At 67.4% G+C, this 14,963-nt stretch carries 14 protein-coding genes; 10 read left to right on the plus strand and 4 right to left on the minus strand.

All coding sequences use genetic code 11. From position 1 onward, the window contains the following. Window positions 1-8: 8 nt before the first annotated feature. The gene (gene proB, locus KHP16_RS14955) at window positions 9-1,127 is read left to right on the plus strand and encodes a glutamate 5-kinase (RefSeq protein WP_109580059.1); all 1,119 of its coding nucleotides are present in this window, start codon (window positions 9-11) and stop codon (window positions 1,125-1,127) included. 40 nt (window positions 1,128-1,167) lie between these two features. Here the strand turns inward: proB and KHP16_RS14960 are convergent, their stop codons facing one another. Both KHP16_RS14960 and KHP16_RS14965 read right to left on the minus strand, forming a co-directional pair. After that, complete coding sequence (locus KHP16_RS14960; RefSeq protein ID WP_109580060.1) at window positions 1,168-1,731, minus strand: CNP1-like family protein; 564 nt, start codon at window positions 1,729-1,731, stop codon at window positions 1,168-1,170. After that, on the minus strand, window positions 1,731-2,381 hold the full coding sequence (locus tag KHP16_RS14965; protein WP_109580061.1) for an RNA pyrophosphohydrolase: 651 nt from the start codon (window positions 2,379-2,381) through the stop codon (window positions 1,731-1,733). The genes KHP16_RS14960 and KHP16_RS14965 overlap by 1 nt, the downstream gene beginning before the upstream one ends. A 184-nt stretch (window positions 2,382-2,565) precedes the next feature. Here KHP16_RS14965 and KHP16_RS14970 point away from each other — a divergent pair, with 184 nt between their 5' ends. From KHP16_RS14970 to KHP16_RS14985, 4 genes are all read left to right on the plus strand, one after another. Further along, window positions 2,566-4,299 (plus strand): proline--tRNA ligase, encoded by a 1,734-nt coding sequence (locus tag KHP16_RS14970; RefSeq protein WP_109580062.1) that lies wholly within the window; start codon window positions 2,566-2,568, stop codon window positions 4,297-4,299. A 59-nt stretch (window positions 4,300-4,358) separates the two neighbouring features. Then, window positions 4,359-5,075: a lytic transglycosylase domain-containing protein gene (locus KHP16_RS14975; RefSeq protein WP_109582549.1), complete on the plus strand. Its 717-nt coding sequence runs from the start codon at window positions 4,359-4,361 to the stop codon at window positions 5,073-5,075. A 12-nt stretch (window positions 5,076-5,087) separates the two neighbouring features. Next, a complete protein-coding gene (locus KHP16_RS14980; protein ID WP_109580063.1) occupies window positions 5,088-6,017 on the plus strand; it encodes a 2OG-Fe(II) oxygenase in 930 nt (309 codons plus the stop codon). A 96-nt stretch (window positions 6,018-6,113) separates the two neighbouring features. Beyond that, window positions 6,114-6,737 carry a LysE family translocator gene (locus KHP16_RS14985; RefSeq protein WP_109580064.1) on the plus strand — a complete coding sequence of 208 codons (624 nt, stop codon included), beginning with the start codon at window positions 6,114-6,116 and terminating at the stop codon, window positions 6,735-6,737. Window positions 6,738-6,761: 24 nt separating this feature from the next. On the opposite strand, the gene KHP16_RS14990 is transcribed toward KHP16_RS14985, so the two are convergent. Further along, the gene (locus tag KHP16_RS14990; RefSeq protein WP_109580065.1) at window positions 6,762-7,304 is read right to left on the minus strand and encodes a hypoxanthine-guanine phosphoribosyltransferase; all 543 of its coding nucleotides are present in this window, start codon (window positions 7,302-7,304) and stop codon (window positions 6,762-6,764) included. A gap of 25 nt (window positions 7,305-7,329) precedes the next feature. Next, window positions 7,330-8,724 carry a signal recognition particle protein gene (gene ffh, locus KHP16_RS14995; protein ID WP_109580066.1) on the minus strand — a complete coding sequence of 465 codons (1,395 nt, stop codon included), beginning with the start codon at window positions 8,722-8,724 and terminating at the stop codon, window positions 7,330-7,332. A 119-nt stretch (window positions 8,725-8,843) separates the two neighbouring features. Between ffh and KHP16_RS15000 the strand changes: the two genes are divergently transcribed. The 5 genes from KHP16_RS15000 to ampD all read left to right on the plus strand — a co-directional run bounded on the left by KHP16_RS15000 (window position 8,844) and on the right by ampD (window position 14,754). Next, window positions 8,844-9,788, plus strand: a complete 945-nt coding sequence (locus KHP16_RS15000; RefSeq protein ID WP_109580067.1) for a cytochrome C assembly family protein — start codon at window positions 8,844-8,846, stop codon at window positions 9,786-9,788. A 10-nt stretch (window positions 9,789-9,798) separates the two neighbouring features. Next, a complete protein-coding gene (locus KHP16_RS15005; protein WP_121490493.1) occupies window positions 9,799-10,107 on the plus strand; it encodes a PP0621 family protein in 309 nt (102 codons plus the stop codon). After that, window positions 10,104-12,371: an ATP-binding protein gene (locus KHP16_RS15010; RefSeq protein ID WP_211960605.1), complete on the plus strand. Its 2,268-nt coding sequence runs from the start codon at window positions 10,104-10,106 to the stop codon at window positions 12,369-12,371. Before KHP16_RS15005 ends, KHP16_RS15010 begins: the two co-directional genes overlap by 4 nt. 48 nt (window positions 12,372-12,419) lie before the next feature. Then, on the plus strand, window positions 12,420-14,111 hold the full coding sequence (locus KHP16_RS15015; protein WP_211960606.1) for a sigma-54-dependent transcriptional regulator: 1,692 nt from the start codon (window positions 12,420-12,422) through the stop codon (window positions 14,109-14,111). A 79-nt stretch (window positions 14,112-14,190) separates the two neighbouring features. Then, window positions 14,191-14,754 (plus strand): 1,6-anhydro-N-acetylmuramyl-L-alanine amidase AmpD, encoded by a 564-nt coding sequence (gene ampD, locus KHP16_RS15020; protein ID WP_244835824.1) that lies wholly within the window; start codon window positions 14,191-14,193, stop codon window positions 14,752-14,754. Window positions 14,755-14,963: the final 209 nt, after the last annotated feature.

Below are 14,963 nucleotides of genomic sequence, written 5' to 3' on the forward strand. Positions count from 1 at the left end.
ACCCCACCATGCAATCGGTCATCGCGCAGGCAAAACGCATCGTCGTCAAGGTGGGGTCGAGCCTTGTCACCAACGACGGCAAGGGACTCGATCACGACGCGATCGCGCGCTGGGCCGCGCAGATCGCCAAGCTGCGCGCGGCCGGCAAGGAAGTGGTGCTGGTCAGCTCGGGCGCCATCGCCGAAGGGATGCAGCGCCTCGGCTGGACGCGGCGTCCGCGCGAAATCCACGAGCTGCAGGCCGCCGCCGCCGTCGGGCAGATGGGGCTGGCGCAGGTCTATGAAACGCAGTTCGGCCGCTATGGCATCCGCACCGCGCAGGTGCTGCTGACCCATGCCGACCTGGCCGACCGGGAGCGCTACCTCAATGCCCGCTCGACGCTGCTGACGCTGTTGTCGCTCGGCGTCGTCCCGATCATCAACGAGAACGACACGGTCGTCACCGACGAAATCAAGTTCGGCGACAACGACACGCTCGGCGCGCTCGTGACGAACCTGATCGAAGGGGATGCGCTGGTCATCCTCACCGATCAGCGCGGCCTCTACACGGCCGATCCGCGCAAGGACCCGAACGCCGAGTTCGTGCACGAGGCCATGGCTGGCACGCTCGAGCTCGAGGCGATGGCCGGCGGCGCGGGCAGCGCGATCGGCCGCGGCGGCATGCTGACCAAGATTCTCGCGGCCAAGCGCGCGGCCAAGTCGGGCGCGCACACGACGATCGCGTCGGGCCGCGAAGCCAATGTGCTGGAGCGTCTGGCCGAGGGCGAAGCCATCGGCACGCAGTTGCTCGCGCCGACGGGCCGGCTGACCGCGCGCAAGCAGTGGATGGCGGACCATCTGCAGCTGCGCGGGCGCGTGATCATCGACGCTGGCGCGGTGGAAAAGCTGACGGGCGGCGGCAAGTCGCTGCTGCCGATCGGCGTGGTGGAAGTGCAGGGGGAATTCGCGCGCGGCGAGGTCATCGCGTGCGTGGATCCGGCGGGACTCGAAGTCGCGCGCGGCATCACCAACTATTCGAGCGCCGAGGCCCGCCTGATCGCGCGCAAGCCGTCATCGGAGATCGAGACGGTGCTGGGCCATCTGAACGAGCCCGAGCTCATCCATCGCGACAACCTGGTGCTGGTGTAAGGCGATGCGGTGCCGCGCGGGAGCGCGGCACCGCTCCGGATTACTTGCGGAAGGTCGGGGCGTACGCGCGCAGGTCGCGCACGAGCTTTTCCGGCTTGCCGGCGACGGTGCGGCCGTCGCAGAAATAATCGGTGGCAAGCGTCGACGCATAGCTGTTGCGCTGGCGCGTCGCCATCCGCTGCCAGTCGTCCATGCCGCGGTTCGAAATCCAGTCCTTGCTGCCGGTCGGCATCGTCGCGTAGATCTTGCGCTCGAACGCGTCGCAGCGCATGCCTTCATAGCTCACGTTCCGCGCGCCGGTCTTGCTCGTGATGACCACCGTGTAGCGCACGACGTTGTCGGCGCCCACGCTGACGGACTTGGCATCGACCGCGAAGTCGAAGTTGCCCGAGTCGTTGACGGAGAACGGAATCAGATCGGCGTCCTGCGGCGGGGCCGGCAACACCGTTTCGCCTTCCTTGAAGGGCTTGGTGTCGAACGGATCGAGCCAGGCGACCTCGCCGTCGTCGTGTTGCTTGCTATTGGTCTTGCAACCTCCCAGCACGAGGCAGGCTGCAACAAGCAGCAGCCCGGCGCGAGCGGCCGGGCCGGTAAAGCGTTTCATCAGGACTCCGTTTGGTCAGTAGGCGCCGGATCGGCCGGCGCGGCAGGTTCGGCCGCCATTGTCGCAGAGTGAGCGGGCGCGGCCGCAGCGGGCGCGCACGACGAGACCGCCGGGCGCTGTCCGCCTTGCCGGCCGTGGCCGCCATGATGGTTGCCGTACGGGCTCAGCGGCACGCGGCTGCGATGCAGGAAGCGCGACAACTCGGTCAGCGCCATCTGGTAGACGTCGCGCTTGAACTCGATGACGGCATCCAGCGGCACCCAGTACTGGCTCCAGCGCCACGCATCGAATTCCGGATGGTCGCTGGCGCGCAGCTGGATGTCGCAGTCGCGACAGACCATGCGCAGCAGGAACCAGATCTGCTTCTGGCCCCTGTAATGGCCGCGGATTTCGCGGCGAATGAACTTGTCCGGCACCTCATAACGCAGCCAGTCGCGCGTGCGACCGACAATCCTGACGTGCTCCGGAAGCAGGCCGACTTCTTCTTGCAGCTCGCGGTACATGGCCTGTTCCGGCGTCTCGCCGTACTTGATGCCACCTTGCGGAAACTGCCAGGAATGTTCGCCGATTCGCTTGCCCCAGAAGACCTCGTTGCGTGCGTTGATGAGGATGATGCCGACGTTCGGGCGAAAGCCTTCACGATCGAGCATGACTGCACCTCGAATCCTTTAGAATTACGTCGATTATAAAGGAAGCGCGCGGGTCGGCCCGGCGAGGGGAATGCTGGTTTTCCCCGAGCGGCAAGGGCAGTTTCAGGCGCGTCTGCCTGGACGTCGCGCACCCCCGTCTCGCCCACCGAACGAACTTACGCAGAGATCGCAGAGAAATCAACGGATGAAAGCCTCGCAATTCTTCATTTCCACGCTCAAGGAAGCGCCCGCCGACGCGGAAATCGTGTCGCACAAACTGATGATGCGTGCCGGCATGATCAAGAAGCTCGGCGCCGGCATCTATAACTACATGCCAGTGGGCCTGCGCGTGATCCGCAAGGTGGAGAACATCGTCCGCGAGGAAATGAACCGTGCCGGGGCGGTGGAGCTGTCCATGCCGGTGATCCAGCCGGCGGAGCTGTGGCAGGAAACGGGCCGCTGGGACAAGATGGGCCCGGAGCTGCTGCGCCTGAAGGACCGCCATGAACGCGATTTCGCCGTCCAGCCGACCTCGGAGGAGGTGGTGACGGACATCGCGCGCAGCGAAATCCGCAGCTACAAGCAGCTGCCGGTGAATTTCTATCAGATTCAGACGAAATTCCGCGACGAGCGCCGTCCGCGCTTCGGCATCATGCGCGGCCGCGAATTCACGATGAAGGATGCGTACTCGTTCGACCGCGACGTCGAAGGGCTAAAGGTCTCGTACAAGTCGATGTATGACGCGTACGTGCGCATCTTCCAGCGGTTCGGTCTCGAATTTCGCGCGGTGGCCGCCGACAACGGCGCGATCGGCGGCTCGGGCTCGCACGAGTTCCACGTGATCGCCGACACCGGCGAGGACGCCATCGTGTACTGCCCGACTTCGGACTACGCGGCCAACATGGAGGCGGCAGAGGCGCTGCCGCTGATCGCCAGCCGGGCCGCGCCCACGGAGGCGATGGTCAAGGCCTCGACGCCCGGCAAGGCCAAGTGCGAGCACGTGGCCGAGTTCCTCGGCATGCCGCTCGAACGTACGATCAAGTCGATCGTGCTGGCCAAGGACGCCGCGGAAGGTGCCAATACGGGCGCCGAGATCTGGCTGCTGCTGTTGCGCGGCGACCACGAACTGAACGAGGTCAAGGCCTCGAAGGTGCCGGGGTTGCTGGACTTCCGTTTCGCAACGGAAGCCGAGATCGTCGAGACGTTCGGCACGCCGCCGGGCTACCTCGGTCCCGTCGGCACGAAGAAGCCCGTCAAGGTCGTTGCCGATCGCACGGTCGCGAACATGAGCGACTTCTGCGTTGGCGCGAACGAGCGCGACTATCACCTGACGGGCGTGAACTGGGGCCGCGACCTGCCCGAGCCGATCGTCGCGGATATCCGCAACGTGGTGGCGGGCGACGCCTCGCCGGACGGCAAGGGCGTGCTGGACATCTGCCGCGGCATCGAAGTCGGCCACGTGTTCATGCTCGGCACGCGGTATTCGGAATCGATGAACGCGACGTACCTGGACCAGAACGGCAAGACGCAGCCGATGCAGATGGGCTGCTACGGCATTGGCGTGACGCGGATCCTGGGCGCGGCGATCGAACAGAACTTCGACGAGCGCGGCATCATCTGGCCGGCTGCGATCGCGCCGTTCGCCGTGGTGATCTGCCCGCTGGGCTACGACCGCTCGGAAGGCGTGAAGGCCGAGGCCGACCGCATCCACGCGGAGCTGCTCGCAGCCGGCGTGGACGTGATCATCGACGATCGCGGCGAGCGTCCGGGCGTAATGTTCGCCGACTGGGAACTGATCGGCGTACCGCATCGCGTGGTGGTCGGCGACCGTGGCCTGAAGGAAGGCAAGGTCGAGTACCAGGGCCGTCGCGATACCGAGGCAACGCAGGTCGCCGTGGCCGATATCGTCGCGCACGTGCGCGGCAAGCTCGCGAACTGAGTGCCATGAACGCCCGGCCGCACCGCTCCGCTACGCGCCTTCGTCCGCTGCATCGGCTGATGCGCGCGGGCGGTCTGGTGCTCACGCTGGGGCTGACGCTGACGGCAGGCGCGGCGTATGCCGGCGCGCAGAAGGAGGAGGCGCTGGCCGACTCCGTGCGCGGCGCGCTGGCCGCGGCGATCGCCGACAACCGGCCCGTGCGGCCCGCGTTCGCGAGCGGCACGGAGCGGCTTGGCTACCTGAAGTGGCTCGGCGAGATGTCGCGCCGCCTCGAGGCGAAGATCCCGGAGCCGCAGGTGCGCGTGGAGCTGATCGAGACCGTGTATTACGAGGCCAAGCGCGCGGGGCTCGAACCGGCGCTCGTGCTCGGTCTCGTCCAGGTCGAAAGCGGATTTCGCAAATACGCGATCAGCTCGGCCGATGCGCGCGGCCTGATGCAGGTCATGCCGTTCTGGGTGCGCGCGATCGGCGATGGCGACACGCGCAAGCTCTTCCACCTGCAGAGCAACCTGCGGTACGGCTGCACGATCCTGCGCCACTACCTCGACCGCGAGAGCGGCGACCTGTTCCTGGCGCTCGGCCGGTACAACGGCAGCCGGGGCCGGCCCGAATATCCGAACGCGGTGCTGGCGGCGTGGAAGCGCTGGCAGTATTCTGAAGCGACGGTGACCATGGCCGGCGACCCGGAGCCCGCGGCGCCCGCGCGGCGCGCATTGCCGCCGGAAGCGCCCGCGCGCAATCCTTTCTCGCCGCAGCGGATCACCAATCCATCCTGACGTAACGCGATCATGACCATCGAGACGAAGGGCGGCTATTGCTCCTCCTCGCCCGAGCTGGAGCACTGGCTGGCGCGACATATCGAACAGGGATTCGGCGCCGAGGCGCTGGTTCGCTCGATGCTGCGCTCGGGCTACGACGCGGCATTCGCGCGCGACACCGTGGCGGCCGCATTGGGACTGCCGATGCCGCCGACGGCCGCGGCGCCGATGCGTACGCCGATGATGGCGCCCGCATCCGTGGGGTTGTCGGCCGTGTCGGCGCAGCAGCCGGCGGGCAGCGACGTCGCGCAACAGCCGGGCGGCAACGCGTTCCGGCATCTCGGTCATACGATTCCCATCCTGTTCGCGCTGGAAGCCCCGCGGATTCTGCTGCTGCAGAACCTGCTGACCGATGCCGAGTGCGACGCGCTGGTCGCGTTGTCGCGGGGCAGGCTCGAGCGTTCGCCCGTGGTGAATCCCGATACCGGCGACGAGAATCTGATCGACGCGCGCACGAGCATGGGCGCGATGTTCCAGGTGGGCGAGCACGCGCTGATCGAACGCATCGAGGCGCGCATCGCGGCGGTCACGGGGCTTCCCGTCGAGCATGGCGAAGGCCTGCAGATCCTGAACTACAAGCCCGGCGGCGAGTACCAGCCGCACTTCGACTTCTTCAATCCGCAGCGCCCAGGCGAGGCACGCCAGTTACGCGTCGGCGGCCAGCGCGTGGCCACGCTCGTCATTTACCTCAACAGCCCGCCTGCCGGTGGCGCCACGGCGTTCCCGAAGCTCGGGCTCGAGGTGGCGCCGGTCAAGGGCAATGCGGTGTTCTTCAGCTATCAGTTGCCCGATGGCGGCCTCGACGATCGCACCCTGCACGCCGGGTTGCCGGTGGAGTCGGGCGAGAAATGGATCGCCACCAAGTGGCTGCGCGAACATCCGTACCGGAGCGCGATCTGACGCGTACCGGCACCTTTTAGCTAAACCGTACCGGTACTGTATAGGCGGAGCCGCCTAGACTTGGGTGTTCCATCGTTACCCGTTTCTGGAATTCCCATGGCTCTCGGTCAGCTTCTTGCCGGCTCCGGCATGTTCGCAGCGTTCTGCGCGTTCGCGCTCGTTTCCTCGATCACCCCCGGTCCGAACAACACGATGGTGCTGGCCTCGGGCGTGAACTTCGGCTTTGCGCGCACGGTGCCGCATCTGCTGGGCATCAGCATCGGTTTCTCGCTGATGGTGGCGCTGGTCGGATTGGGTCTGGGTTCGGTGTTCACCGCGCTGCCGTGGACATGGCACGTGCTGCGCGCGGTCGCCGCCGTCTATCTGGTCTGGCTCGCGTGGAAGCTGGCGACGTCGGGCGGCGTGCAGGACCGCGACGTCGCGCGGCCGATGACGTTCCTCCGCGCGGCGGCGTTCCAGTGGGTGAATCCGAAGGCGTGGGTGATGGCGGTGGGCGCGTGCAGCACCTACGTGCTGCACGGCAATGTCTGGCTCAACGTGCTGCTGATGGCGGGCGTCTTCGCGGTAATCAACCTGCCGAGCGTGGCGATGTGGGCGGTGTTCGGATCCGCGCTGCGCCGCTGGCTTGCGTCGCCACGCGTGCTGCGCGCGTTCAACGTGACGATGGCGCTGTTGCTGCTGGCGTCGCTGTGGCCGATCCTGGCCGGCCACCACGCCTGACCTTCATTCCCCTCGGCACTCTCCTCAGAGCAGCGCGCGAATCGTGCCGAGGTTGCGCCAGTAGCCCTTGGCGTCCATGCCGCAGCCGAACACGTAACGGTCCGGCACCTTGAAGCCGCAGAAGTCCGGATGCATGGGCTTCGGCTTCGACAGCGTCTTCTCGCACAACACGGCCGCGTGGAACTCCTTCGCGCCCATGTCCATGATGCGCTCGCGGATCGCGGCCATCGTCTCGCCTTCGTCGAGGATGTCGTCGAGCACGAGCACGATGCGGTCCTTGACCGATTCGCGCGGCGCCACGCGCCACTGCATCTCGCCACCCACCGTCTTGTTGTTGTAGCGCGAGAGGTGAATGTAGTCGAACTCCAGCGGAAACTGCAGCTTTGGCAGCAGCATGCCCGTGAAGACGACGGCGCCTCCCATCACGGACAGCACGAGCGGAAAGGCGTCACCCATGCGGGCGGTGATCTCGCCCGCCATGCGGTCCAGCGACGCTTCCACTTCCGCGGCGCTGACGATTTCCTCGGAGCTGGACCAGAGTTCGCGAGCCTGTTCTGCGGTCAACATGATCGATATCCTAGTTTGTGGAGGCTCAGCGGTTGAAGAGGCCCTTCATGCCGCCCTTCATCGCGCCCATCTGGCGCATCATCTTCATCATGCCGCCGCCCTTGAGCTTTTTCATCATGCCCTGCATCTGGTCGAACTGGTTCAGCAGCCGGTTGACTTCCTGCACCGGCACGCCGGCGCCCGCCGCGATGCGGCGCTTGCGGCTGGCCTTGATCAGTTCCGGCTTGGCGCGTTCCTGCGGCGTCATGCTGTTGATGATGCCTTCCATCCGGCGCACCTGCTTCTCCGCCTGATCCATGTTGGCGCCCTGCGCCTGCTGGGCGAACTGCGCGGGCAGCTTGTCCACGAGGCTGCCGATCCCACCCATCTTCTTCATCTGGCCAATCTGCGCCTTGAAGTCCTCGAGGTCGAAACCGCCGGTCTTCTTGATCTTCTTGGCGAGCTTCTCGGCGGCGTCCATGTCCACGCCGCGCTGCGCTTCCTCGACCAGCGCGAGGATGTCGCCCATGCCAAGAATCCGCTGGGCCATGCGGTCCGGATAGAACGGCTCTAGTCCGTCCAGCTTTTCGCCGACGCCGACGAACTTGATGGGGCGGCCCGTCACGTGGCGGACGGAGAGGGCGGCACCGCCGCGCGCATCGCCATCCAGCTTGGTCAGCACGACGCCCGTCAGCGGGAGCGTGTCGTTGAACGCCTTGGCCGTGTTGACCGCGTCCTGGCCGAGCATCGCGTCCACGACGAACAGCGTTTCGGCGGGCTTGAGTTCGGCGTGCAGCGCGGCGATTTCTTTCATCATCGCCTCGTCGATACCGAGCCGGCCGGCCGTATCGACGATCAGCACATCGTGATAATGCTTGCGCGCCCAGTCCACCGCGGCGCGCGCGATGTCCACCGGCTTCTGGTCCGGCTGCGACGGGAAGAAGTCCGCGCCGACCTGCTCGGACACGGTTTTCAGCTGGGCGATAGCGGCGGGACGATACACGTCGCACGACACGGTCAGCACCTTCTTCTTCTTCGTTTCCTTGAGCCACTTCGACAGCTTGCCGACCGTGGTCGTTTTGCCGGCGCCCTGGAGGCCCGCCATCAGGATGATCGCGGGCGGCTGGACGTTGAGGTTCAGCTCGCCGGCCTTGTTGCCGGCGGTGACGGCTTCCTCGCCGCCGATGACCGAGGTCAGCTCGCGCTGGACCACGCCGACCAGCGCCTGGCCGGGGGTCAGGCTCGAGACGACGTCTTCGCCGAGCGCCTTTTCCTTGACGCGGGCGATGAATTCACGGACCACCGGGAGGGCGACGTCGGCCTCGAGCATGGCAAGGCGCACTTCGCGCAGCATCTCGGCGGTATTGGCCTCGGTCAGTCGGGCCTCGCCGCGCATGGTCTTGACGACCCGCGCCAGGCGTTGTGTGAGGTTGTCCAGCATGGCAGAAAAGGGGGAAGTTCCGGCTAGGGTGAGGCGCCTGTGCGACGCTCGTCCACGGTCGTTGCAGGAGCTTGCGCCTGCGGGAGCCGCCGACAAGGGCACTAAGGTAAACTGCGCAAATGGTCATTGTACTGTATGCCCTGACGGCACTTCTCTATTGCGGCCTGGCCTTTCACGGCTGGTCGACACGGCACCCCCGGCTCGCGGCCGCCGGAGGCATGCCGCTGGGCCAGCCCGGCGCGGCTTCTGCGGCCCTCTCGTCCCCCGGGCCGCTCGGCGTGCCCCCGGGCGGCGGCCGCTCGGACAGCCAGCCGGCGTGGTGGCATCTGCTGATGCTGGCGGCGCTGGCGAGCCATGGCCTGCTGCTTCACGAGACGATCTTTCCGGCCGACCGCATGGTGTTCGGCTTCGCGTTCGCCCTGTCGGCGATGCTCTGGCTCGGTATCGGCATCTACTGGATCGAAAGCTTCTTCTTTTCGCTCGCGGGTCTCGGGCTGATCGTCGTGCCGGTGGCGATGATCGCGAGCCTGATGCCGCTGGCGTTCCCGGGCGCGCAGATCCTCGGCTATGCCGCGCGGCCGCTGTTCAAGCTGCATTTCATCATCGCCAACGTGGCATACGGCCTGTTCACGCTCGCCGCCTTCCACGCGTTCCTGATGTTGCTGGCCGAGCGCCGGCTTCATGGTTTCCAGGGGTCGCCGACGCACGAGCGCGTGCAGGGGCAGTGGCTGGGCCGCTGGCTGGACCTGTTGCCGCCGTTGCTGACGCTCGAGAAACTGCTGTTCCGGCTGATCGGCGCGGGCTTCCTGCTGCTGACGATGACGATCGCGTCAGGCTTCCTGTTCTCCGAGGAACTGTTCGGCCGCGCCTTCCGCATGGACCACAAGACCGTGTTCGCGATCATCTCGTGGGCCATGTTCGGCGGTATCCTGATCGGCCGGCATTTCCGCGGCTGGCGCGGCCGTACCGCGCTGCGCTGGGTCATCGCCTCGTTCGGCATCCTGCTGCTCGCGTATGTGGGCAGCCGCTTCGTGCTCGAAGTCATCCTGCATCGCCTCACCTGAGCGCCGCCTCATGGCAAGAATCCTGATCCTGCTGGCCGTCGTGCTTGGCATCCTGTGGTGGCTGCGCGGCCGTGGCGAGACGCGGCAGGTGCCGCCGCGCGGCAAGGACCGGCCCGCTGCACGGCCGGAAGGTCGCACGGAGGGTCGGACGGAAGGTCGGACAAACGACGGATCGGCCGATGCCATGGAGCCGATGGTCCAGTGCGCGCAATGCGGCGTGCATCTGCCGCGCAGCGAGGCGCTCGGCTGGCAGGGGCTCCATTACTGCCGGCGCAGCCATTTGCCCGATCACACAGAACCGGGCGGCACGCGCTCATGAGCACGCACCCGACGGGCGGCACCCCGCGCGCGGGCAAGACGGCGTCGCGGTCTTCGACGGGGGCCGGGCAGAAGGGCTCACAGACCGGCGCACAGACCGGCGCACAGACCGGCTCACAGACCGGCTCGCAGAAAGCCACGCAGAAGGGATCGCAGACGGGATCGCAAAAGGGATCCCAGAAGGCCGCCTACCGGCATGCGCCCAATCTGCTCGACAAGGGCACGCCGTTCACCAGCGGCAGCGTGTTGCGCCAGTTGTGGCGGCAGCCCGAGCCGCCGGAATTCCACTGGCGGCTGCTGCGCTATTTCTGCTGGACCCGGCTCGCCGTGGCCCTGCTGCTGCTCGGCTATGCGTGGCTGCCGCTCGATCGCGCCCCGCGCGTGCTGGTGGCCACCGAGGGCATGCGCGTGGTCCACGCCATGCCCGCGATCGTGCCTTACCTCGTCATCGCCATCCTGCTGGCGGGCGCCGCGTTCTGGCGGCGGCGGTTCCAGTTGCGGGTGCGCGTCGAGGTCCTGCTCGACCTGCTCATGCTGGCGGCGATCTTCCTCGTGGTGACCAAGGGCAGTCACGGCGAAGGCGTCGCAATGATCTTCCTGCTGCCCGCGCTCGAAGCGGGCGCGCTGACGAGCCTGCCGTTCGCGCTGTTCACGGCCGCGATGTCGGCGCTGGTCGTCATGAGCGAACCCTTCGTGCATACGCTGCTGTCGCGGCAGCCGGACGCGGATCTGCTCGGCTCCGGACTGTTCAGCCTGGTGTTCATGATCGCCGCGTTCGTCATGCATATGCTGGCCAACCGGCAGATCGCGCAGGAACAGCTGGCGCTCGCGCGCGAGCATGAACTGCGCATGCAGCAGCTGGTCAACCGCTTGCTCGTCAACGACATGCAGGATGGCGTGATGCTGGTGCGCGCGAACGGCGCGGTGGTCGCGGCCAATCCGGCGGCCGTGGTGCTGCTGGGGGTGCAGCCGCACGAGCGGATTCGCGAAGGGCAGATCCGCGCTGGCGAACGCGAGGGCGCGCTGTTCGACCTGCGCCGCATTCCGCGGCTGCAGCCGCTGATGGAGATGCTGCGCGACTGGCTGCGCACGAAGGACGACGTGCCCCGCATCCTGCAACTGCTGCCGCTGCCGGCGCAGCCGACCGCGGGCGGGCCGATGCTCCATACGCGGCTGCGCCTGCGTTTCGTGCTGCCGGGGCTTGCGGGTGTGCGTTCGACGCTGTCGCAGGCGTACACAGTGCCGACCTCCATCGATACCGAGGGCTGGAGCGACATGTCGCCGGAGACCGCGGCGCGCATGCGGCTGGCCATCGCGCAGAACGAGGCCATGGCGTGGAGCGCCGAGGACGAAGCGCTGTTGCGCAGCGAGATGCGGGACACGCTGCTCGTGCATATCGAGAGCTGGGAGCGGATCGCCGAACAGGTGCAGCAGGAAAAGCTGGCCGCGATGGGCCGCCTCGTGGCCAGCGTGGCGCATCAGATCCGCAATCCGCTCGCGGCGATCAGCCAGGCCAACGAGCTGCTGGCAGACTCGGTCCGCTCGGAGGGCATGCGGGCGGAGGCGGGTGCCGGATCGGATGCGGGCGGCGCGGGCATGGGACATCCGGCCGGCGGCGATGTCGACGCGCGGCTGCTGCGGATCATCAGCGACAACGTGCGGCGGCTCGACCAGGTGGTTTCCGACGTGCTGCAGCTGTCGCGCCGGCCCCGCACGGAGCATAGCTCGGTGAAGCTCGCGCAGGCGCTGCCCGAGATCGTGGACCGATGGCGGCTGGAAATGCGGTCGCGCGCGGGCACGCGCGCGGATGTCAATGCGAACGCCATTCGCATTACCGTGGACCTCGCCCAGCCACTGATCTTCGACGCCTCGCAGCTGCAGCAGGTGCTCGGCAATCTGCTGGACAACGCGTGGCGGTACTGCAGCCGGCTGCCGGGTTCGATCCGCCTGCTGGCGCATGCGTTGGATCAGCACCACGCCGAACTCATCGTCTGGAACGACGGCGCGGAGGTATCGCGCGAGCATCAGCGCAGCCTGTTCGAGCCGTTTTTCACCAGCAACGCCCAGGGGACGGGCCTCGGGCTGTTCATGGCGCGCGAGCTCTGCGGCGCCAACGATGCGCAGGTGCGCTACGGCACCATCGCGCTCGAAACGTTGCTGGATCGCACAGGGATGCTCGCGCCGGGCGCTCGCGATACACTCCCGGCCAAAGCCTTCGTGCTGACGATGCGCATCGATACGCCTGACGCGGCCGCCGGCCATTGAATGCCGAACGACCGAACGGCCCGAACAACGAGTACCCTCCTGCCCACCATGCCCGCCCGACCTCCCACCCTCGATCCGATTCTCGTTATCGACGACGAGGCCGATCTGCGCGAGCTGCTCGAGATATCGCTGCGCCGGATGGGGCATGACGTCGTCATGGCGGGCTCGCTCGCGGAGGCGCGCCAGCGGCTCGCCGAGCGGCGCTACAGCCTGGTGCTGACCGACATGCGGCTCGGCGACGGGCTCGGGATCGAGATCGTGCGGCAGCTGTCCGCCGCGCCGGAGCGCGTGCCCGTGGCGGTGATCACGGCCTATGGCAGCGCCGACAACGCGGTGGACGCGCTCAAGGCCGGCGCGTTCGACTACATCGCCAAGCCGGTCTCGCTCGACCAGCTGCGCACGCTCATCCTGAACGCGCTCGGGCGCAAGCAGAGCGATGGCGCCGCGGGAACGCCTTCCGACAGCGCCGAGGCGAAGGAGCTCGGCGAACGCATGATGGGACTGCTGCCCGGCCTCTCGCCGGCCATGCAGGAGGTACGCCGTTCGCTGTCGCGCCTTGCGCGAAGCATGGCGCCAGTAGTCATCAGCGGGGAGTCCGGCAGCGGCAAGGAGCGCGCGGCGCGGGCGATCCACGCGGTGAGCGCGCGCGCCGCGCATCCGTTCGTCGCGGTCAACTGCGGCGCGATTCCCGAGTCGCTGATGGAATCGGAATTCTTCGGCTACGTGAAGGGCGCTTTCACGGGCGCGGACGCCGAGCGCGGCGGTTTCTTTCAGGCGGCCAACGGCGGCACGCTGCTGCTCGACGAGGTGGCCGACCTGCCGCTGGCGATGCAGGTGAAGCTGCTGCGCGCGCTGCAGGAGCGGCGCGTGCGCAAGATCGGCGCGAACAAGGAAGACGTGGTGGACGTGCGCGTCATGTGCGCGAGCCACAAGGATTTGGCGGCGATGGTCGCGACGGGAGCGTTCAGGCAGGACTTGTATTACCGGCTGAACGTGCTGGAGCTGCGCATGCCGACGCTGCGCGAGCGCGCCGAGGACGTGCCCGTGCTGGCGCGCGCGATTCTGGAGCATCTGGCCGTGCGCTATGGCGATGCCCATCCGCGCCGCCTGTCCGGCCCGGCGCTGGCGCGGCTGACCGCGTATCCGTTCCCGGGCAACGTGCGCGAGCTCGAGAACCTGCTCGAACGCGCCTATGCGTTCGCGGAGGGCGAGGAGATCGACGTGGCGGACCTCGGGCCGCTCGAGGCTGGCATGGAGCGCGCGACAATGCTGCAGCCGCCGCCGTTGCCGCCCGTGGTGTCGAACACGGCGCCGGTGTGGGGCACGATGGGGGGCTGGTCCCCGACGCCAGCGGGCGCGCTATCACCCACCCACGTGCCCACCCACGTGCCTACCCATGCGCCCGTAGCCACCCACGTGGCTGAACCCGCGCCGGAGGCCGAGCCCGCGTCCGTCGCGGTGGATCCGCTCGCCCAGGCGCTTGGCGACGTCAGTTTTCCGATCGACCTGCCCGCGCGGCTGGAGGCCATCGAACGCGAGCTGATCCTGCGCGCGCTGCGGCAGACCGGGTTCAACCGCACGGCGGCCGCGCCGCTGCTCGGCCTGAACTTCCGGCAGCTGCGCTATCGCATCCAGCAGCTCGAGATCCGGGACGAGCGCGAGGGGCGCGACGTGGGGGTGGAGATCCCGGTCGACACCCTGCCCGAAATCCTGCGGGAGGGGGAGGGCAGCGATGGCTGATCGGGCCGCTAAAACCGCTGACGCCGCTGACGCCGCTGACGCTTCGCACGCTGCCCACGCCGCATCGGACGCGGACTTCGTGCCGAACGCTGACGGGTGGGTGCCCGCCGCGCGCCACCTGCCGTCCCCGAACTACGACGCACGGCCGGCCGACCTGCCGACCGACCTCGTGGTGATCCACAACATCAGCCTCCCGCCGGGGCAGTTCGGCACCGGCGATATCGAGGCGTTTTTCCAGAACCGGCTCGATATCTCGCGCGATCCGTTCTACGAGCAGATTCGCGACGTCCGCGTTTCCGCGCACTTTCTGATCGCACGCGATGGGGCGCTCATGCAGTTTGTCGCGTGCACGCAACGAGCCTGGCATGCCGGGCAATCCGAATTTCTCGGTCGCCCGCGCTGCAACGATTTCTCGATCGGCATCGAGATCGAGGGGACCGACGATGTGCCGTTCACCGCGGCGCAATATCGGACGGCGGCCGCGCTCGTGCGCGCGTTGCGGCTCGCCTACCCGATCGACGCCGTGGCCGGGCACAGCGATATCGCGCCGGGCCGCAAGACCGACCCCGGTCCGCACTTCGATTGGGATCGGCTCGCCAAACTGGCGCAACTGCCCCCCGCGCTGCTGCCATATCGTGCATGAGGCACCTGCCTCGTCACCAGCGTTGTCCCCGCTCCCTGTAGGCCTATCGTCGCCTTTTCGCCATAGAAATAAATTTAAAGGTATGTGCGGAAGCCCGCATCCCTTGGCGCATCGGGGCTGGCGGGAATGTGGCGCTGCCGCATCCGGAAAACAGAGGGCAAATCACCCTTGTCAAGTCTGTTCATTCGCGGCCGATTCACTATACTTAG

The organism is Cupriavidus plantarum (assembly GCF_905397285.1).
In the GTDB taxonomy this organism is placed as follows: Bacteria; Pseudomonadota; Gammaproteobacteria; order Burkholderiales; family Burkholderiaceae; genus Cupriavidus; species Cupriavidus plantarum.

Excerpts from the sequence above, each read along its gene's own strand:
- proB (WP_109580059.1), top strand. The coding sequence starts at position 9 with ATGCAATCGGTCATCGCGCAGGCAAAACGCATCGTCGTCAAGGTGGGG.
- KHP16_RS14960 (WP_109580060.1), bottom strand. The coding sequence starts at position 1,731 with ATGAAACGCTTTACCGGCCCGGCCGCTCGCGCCGGGCTGCTGCTTGTT.
- KHP16_RS14965 (WP_109580061.1), bottom strand. The coding sequence starts at position 2,381 with ATGCTCGATCGTGAAGGCTTTCGCCCGAACGTCGGCATCATCCTCATC.
- KHP16_RS14970 (WP_109580062.1), top strand. The coding sequence starts at position 2,566 with ATGAAAGCCTCGCAATTCTTCATTTCCACGCTCAAGGAAGCGCCCGCC.
- KHP16_RS14975 (WP_109582549.1), top strand. The coding sequence starts at position 4,359 with ATGCGCGCGGGCGGTCTGGTGCTCACGCTGGGGCTGACGCTGACGGCA.
- KHP16_RS14980 (WP_109580063.1), top strand. The coding sequence starts at position 5,088 with ATGACCATCGAGACGAAGGGCGGCTATTGCTCCTCCTCGCCCGAGCTG.
- KHP16_RS14985 (WP_109580064.1), top strand. The coding sequence starts at position 6,114 with ATGGCTCTCGGTCAGCTTCTTGCCGGCTCCGGCATGTTCGCAGCGTTC.
- KHP16_RS14990 (WP_109580065.1), bottom strand. The coding sequence starts at position 7,304 with ATGTTGACCGCAGAACAGGCTCGCGAACTCTGGTCCAGCTCCGAGGAA.
- ffh (WP_109580066.1), bottom strand. The coding sequence starts at position 8,724 with ATGCTGGACAACCTCACACAACGCCTGGCGCGGGTCGTCAAGACCATG.
- KHP16_RS15000 (WP_109580067.1), top strand. The coding sequence starts at position 8,844 with ATGGTCATTGTACTGTATGCCCTGACGGCACTTCTCTATTGCGGCCTG.
- KHP16_RS15005 (WP_121490493.1), top strand. The coding sequence starts at position 9,799 with ATGGCAAGAATCCTGATCCTGCTGGCCGTCGTGCTTGGCATCCTGTGG.
- KHP16_RS15010 (WP_211960605.1), top strand. The coding sequence starts at position 10,104 with ATGAGCACGCACCCGACGGGCGGCACCCCGCGCGCGGGCAAGACGGCG.
- KHP16_RS15015 (WP_211960606.1), top strand. The coding sequence starts at position 12,420 with ATGCCCGCCCGACCTCCCACCCTCGATCCGATTCTCGTTATCGACGAC.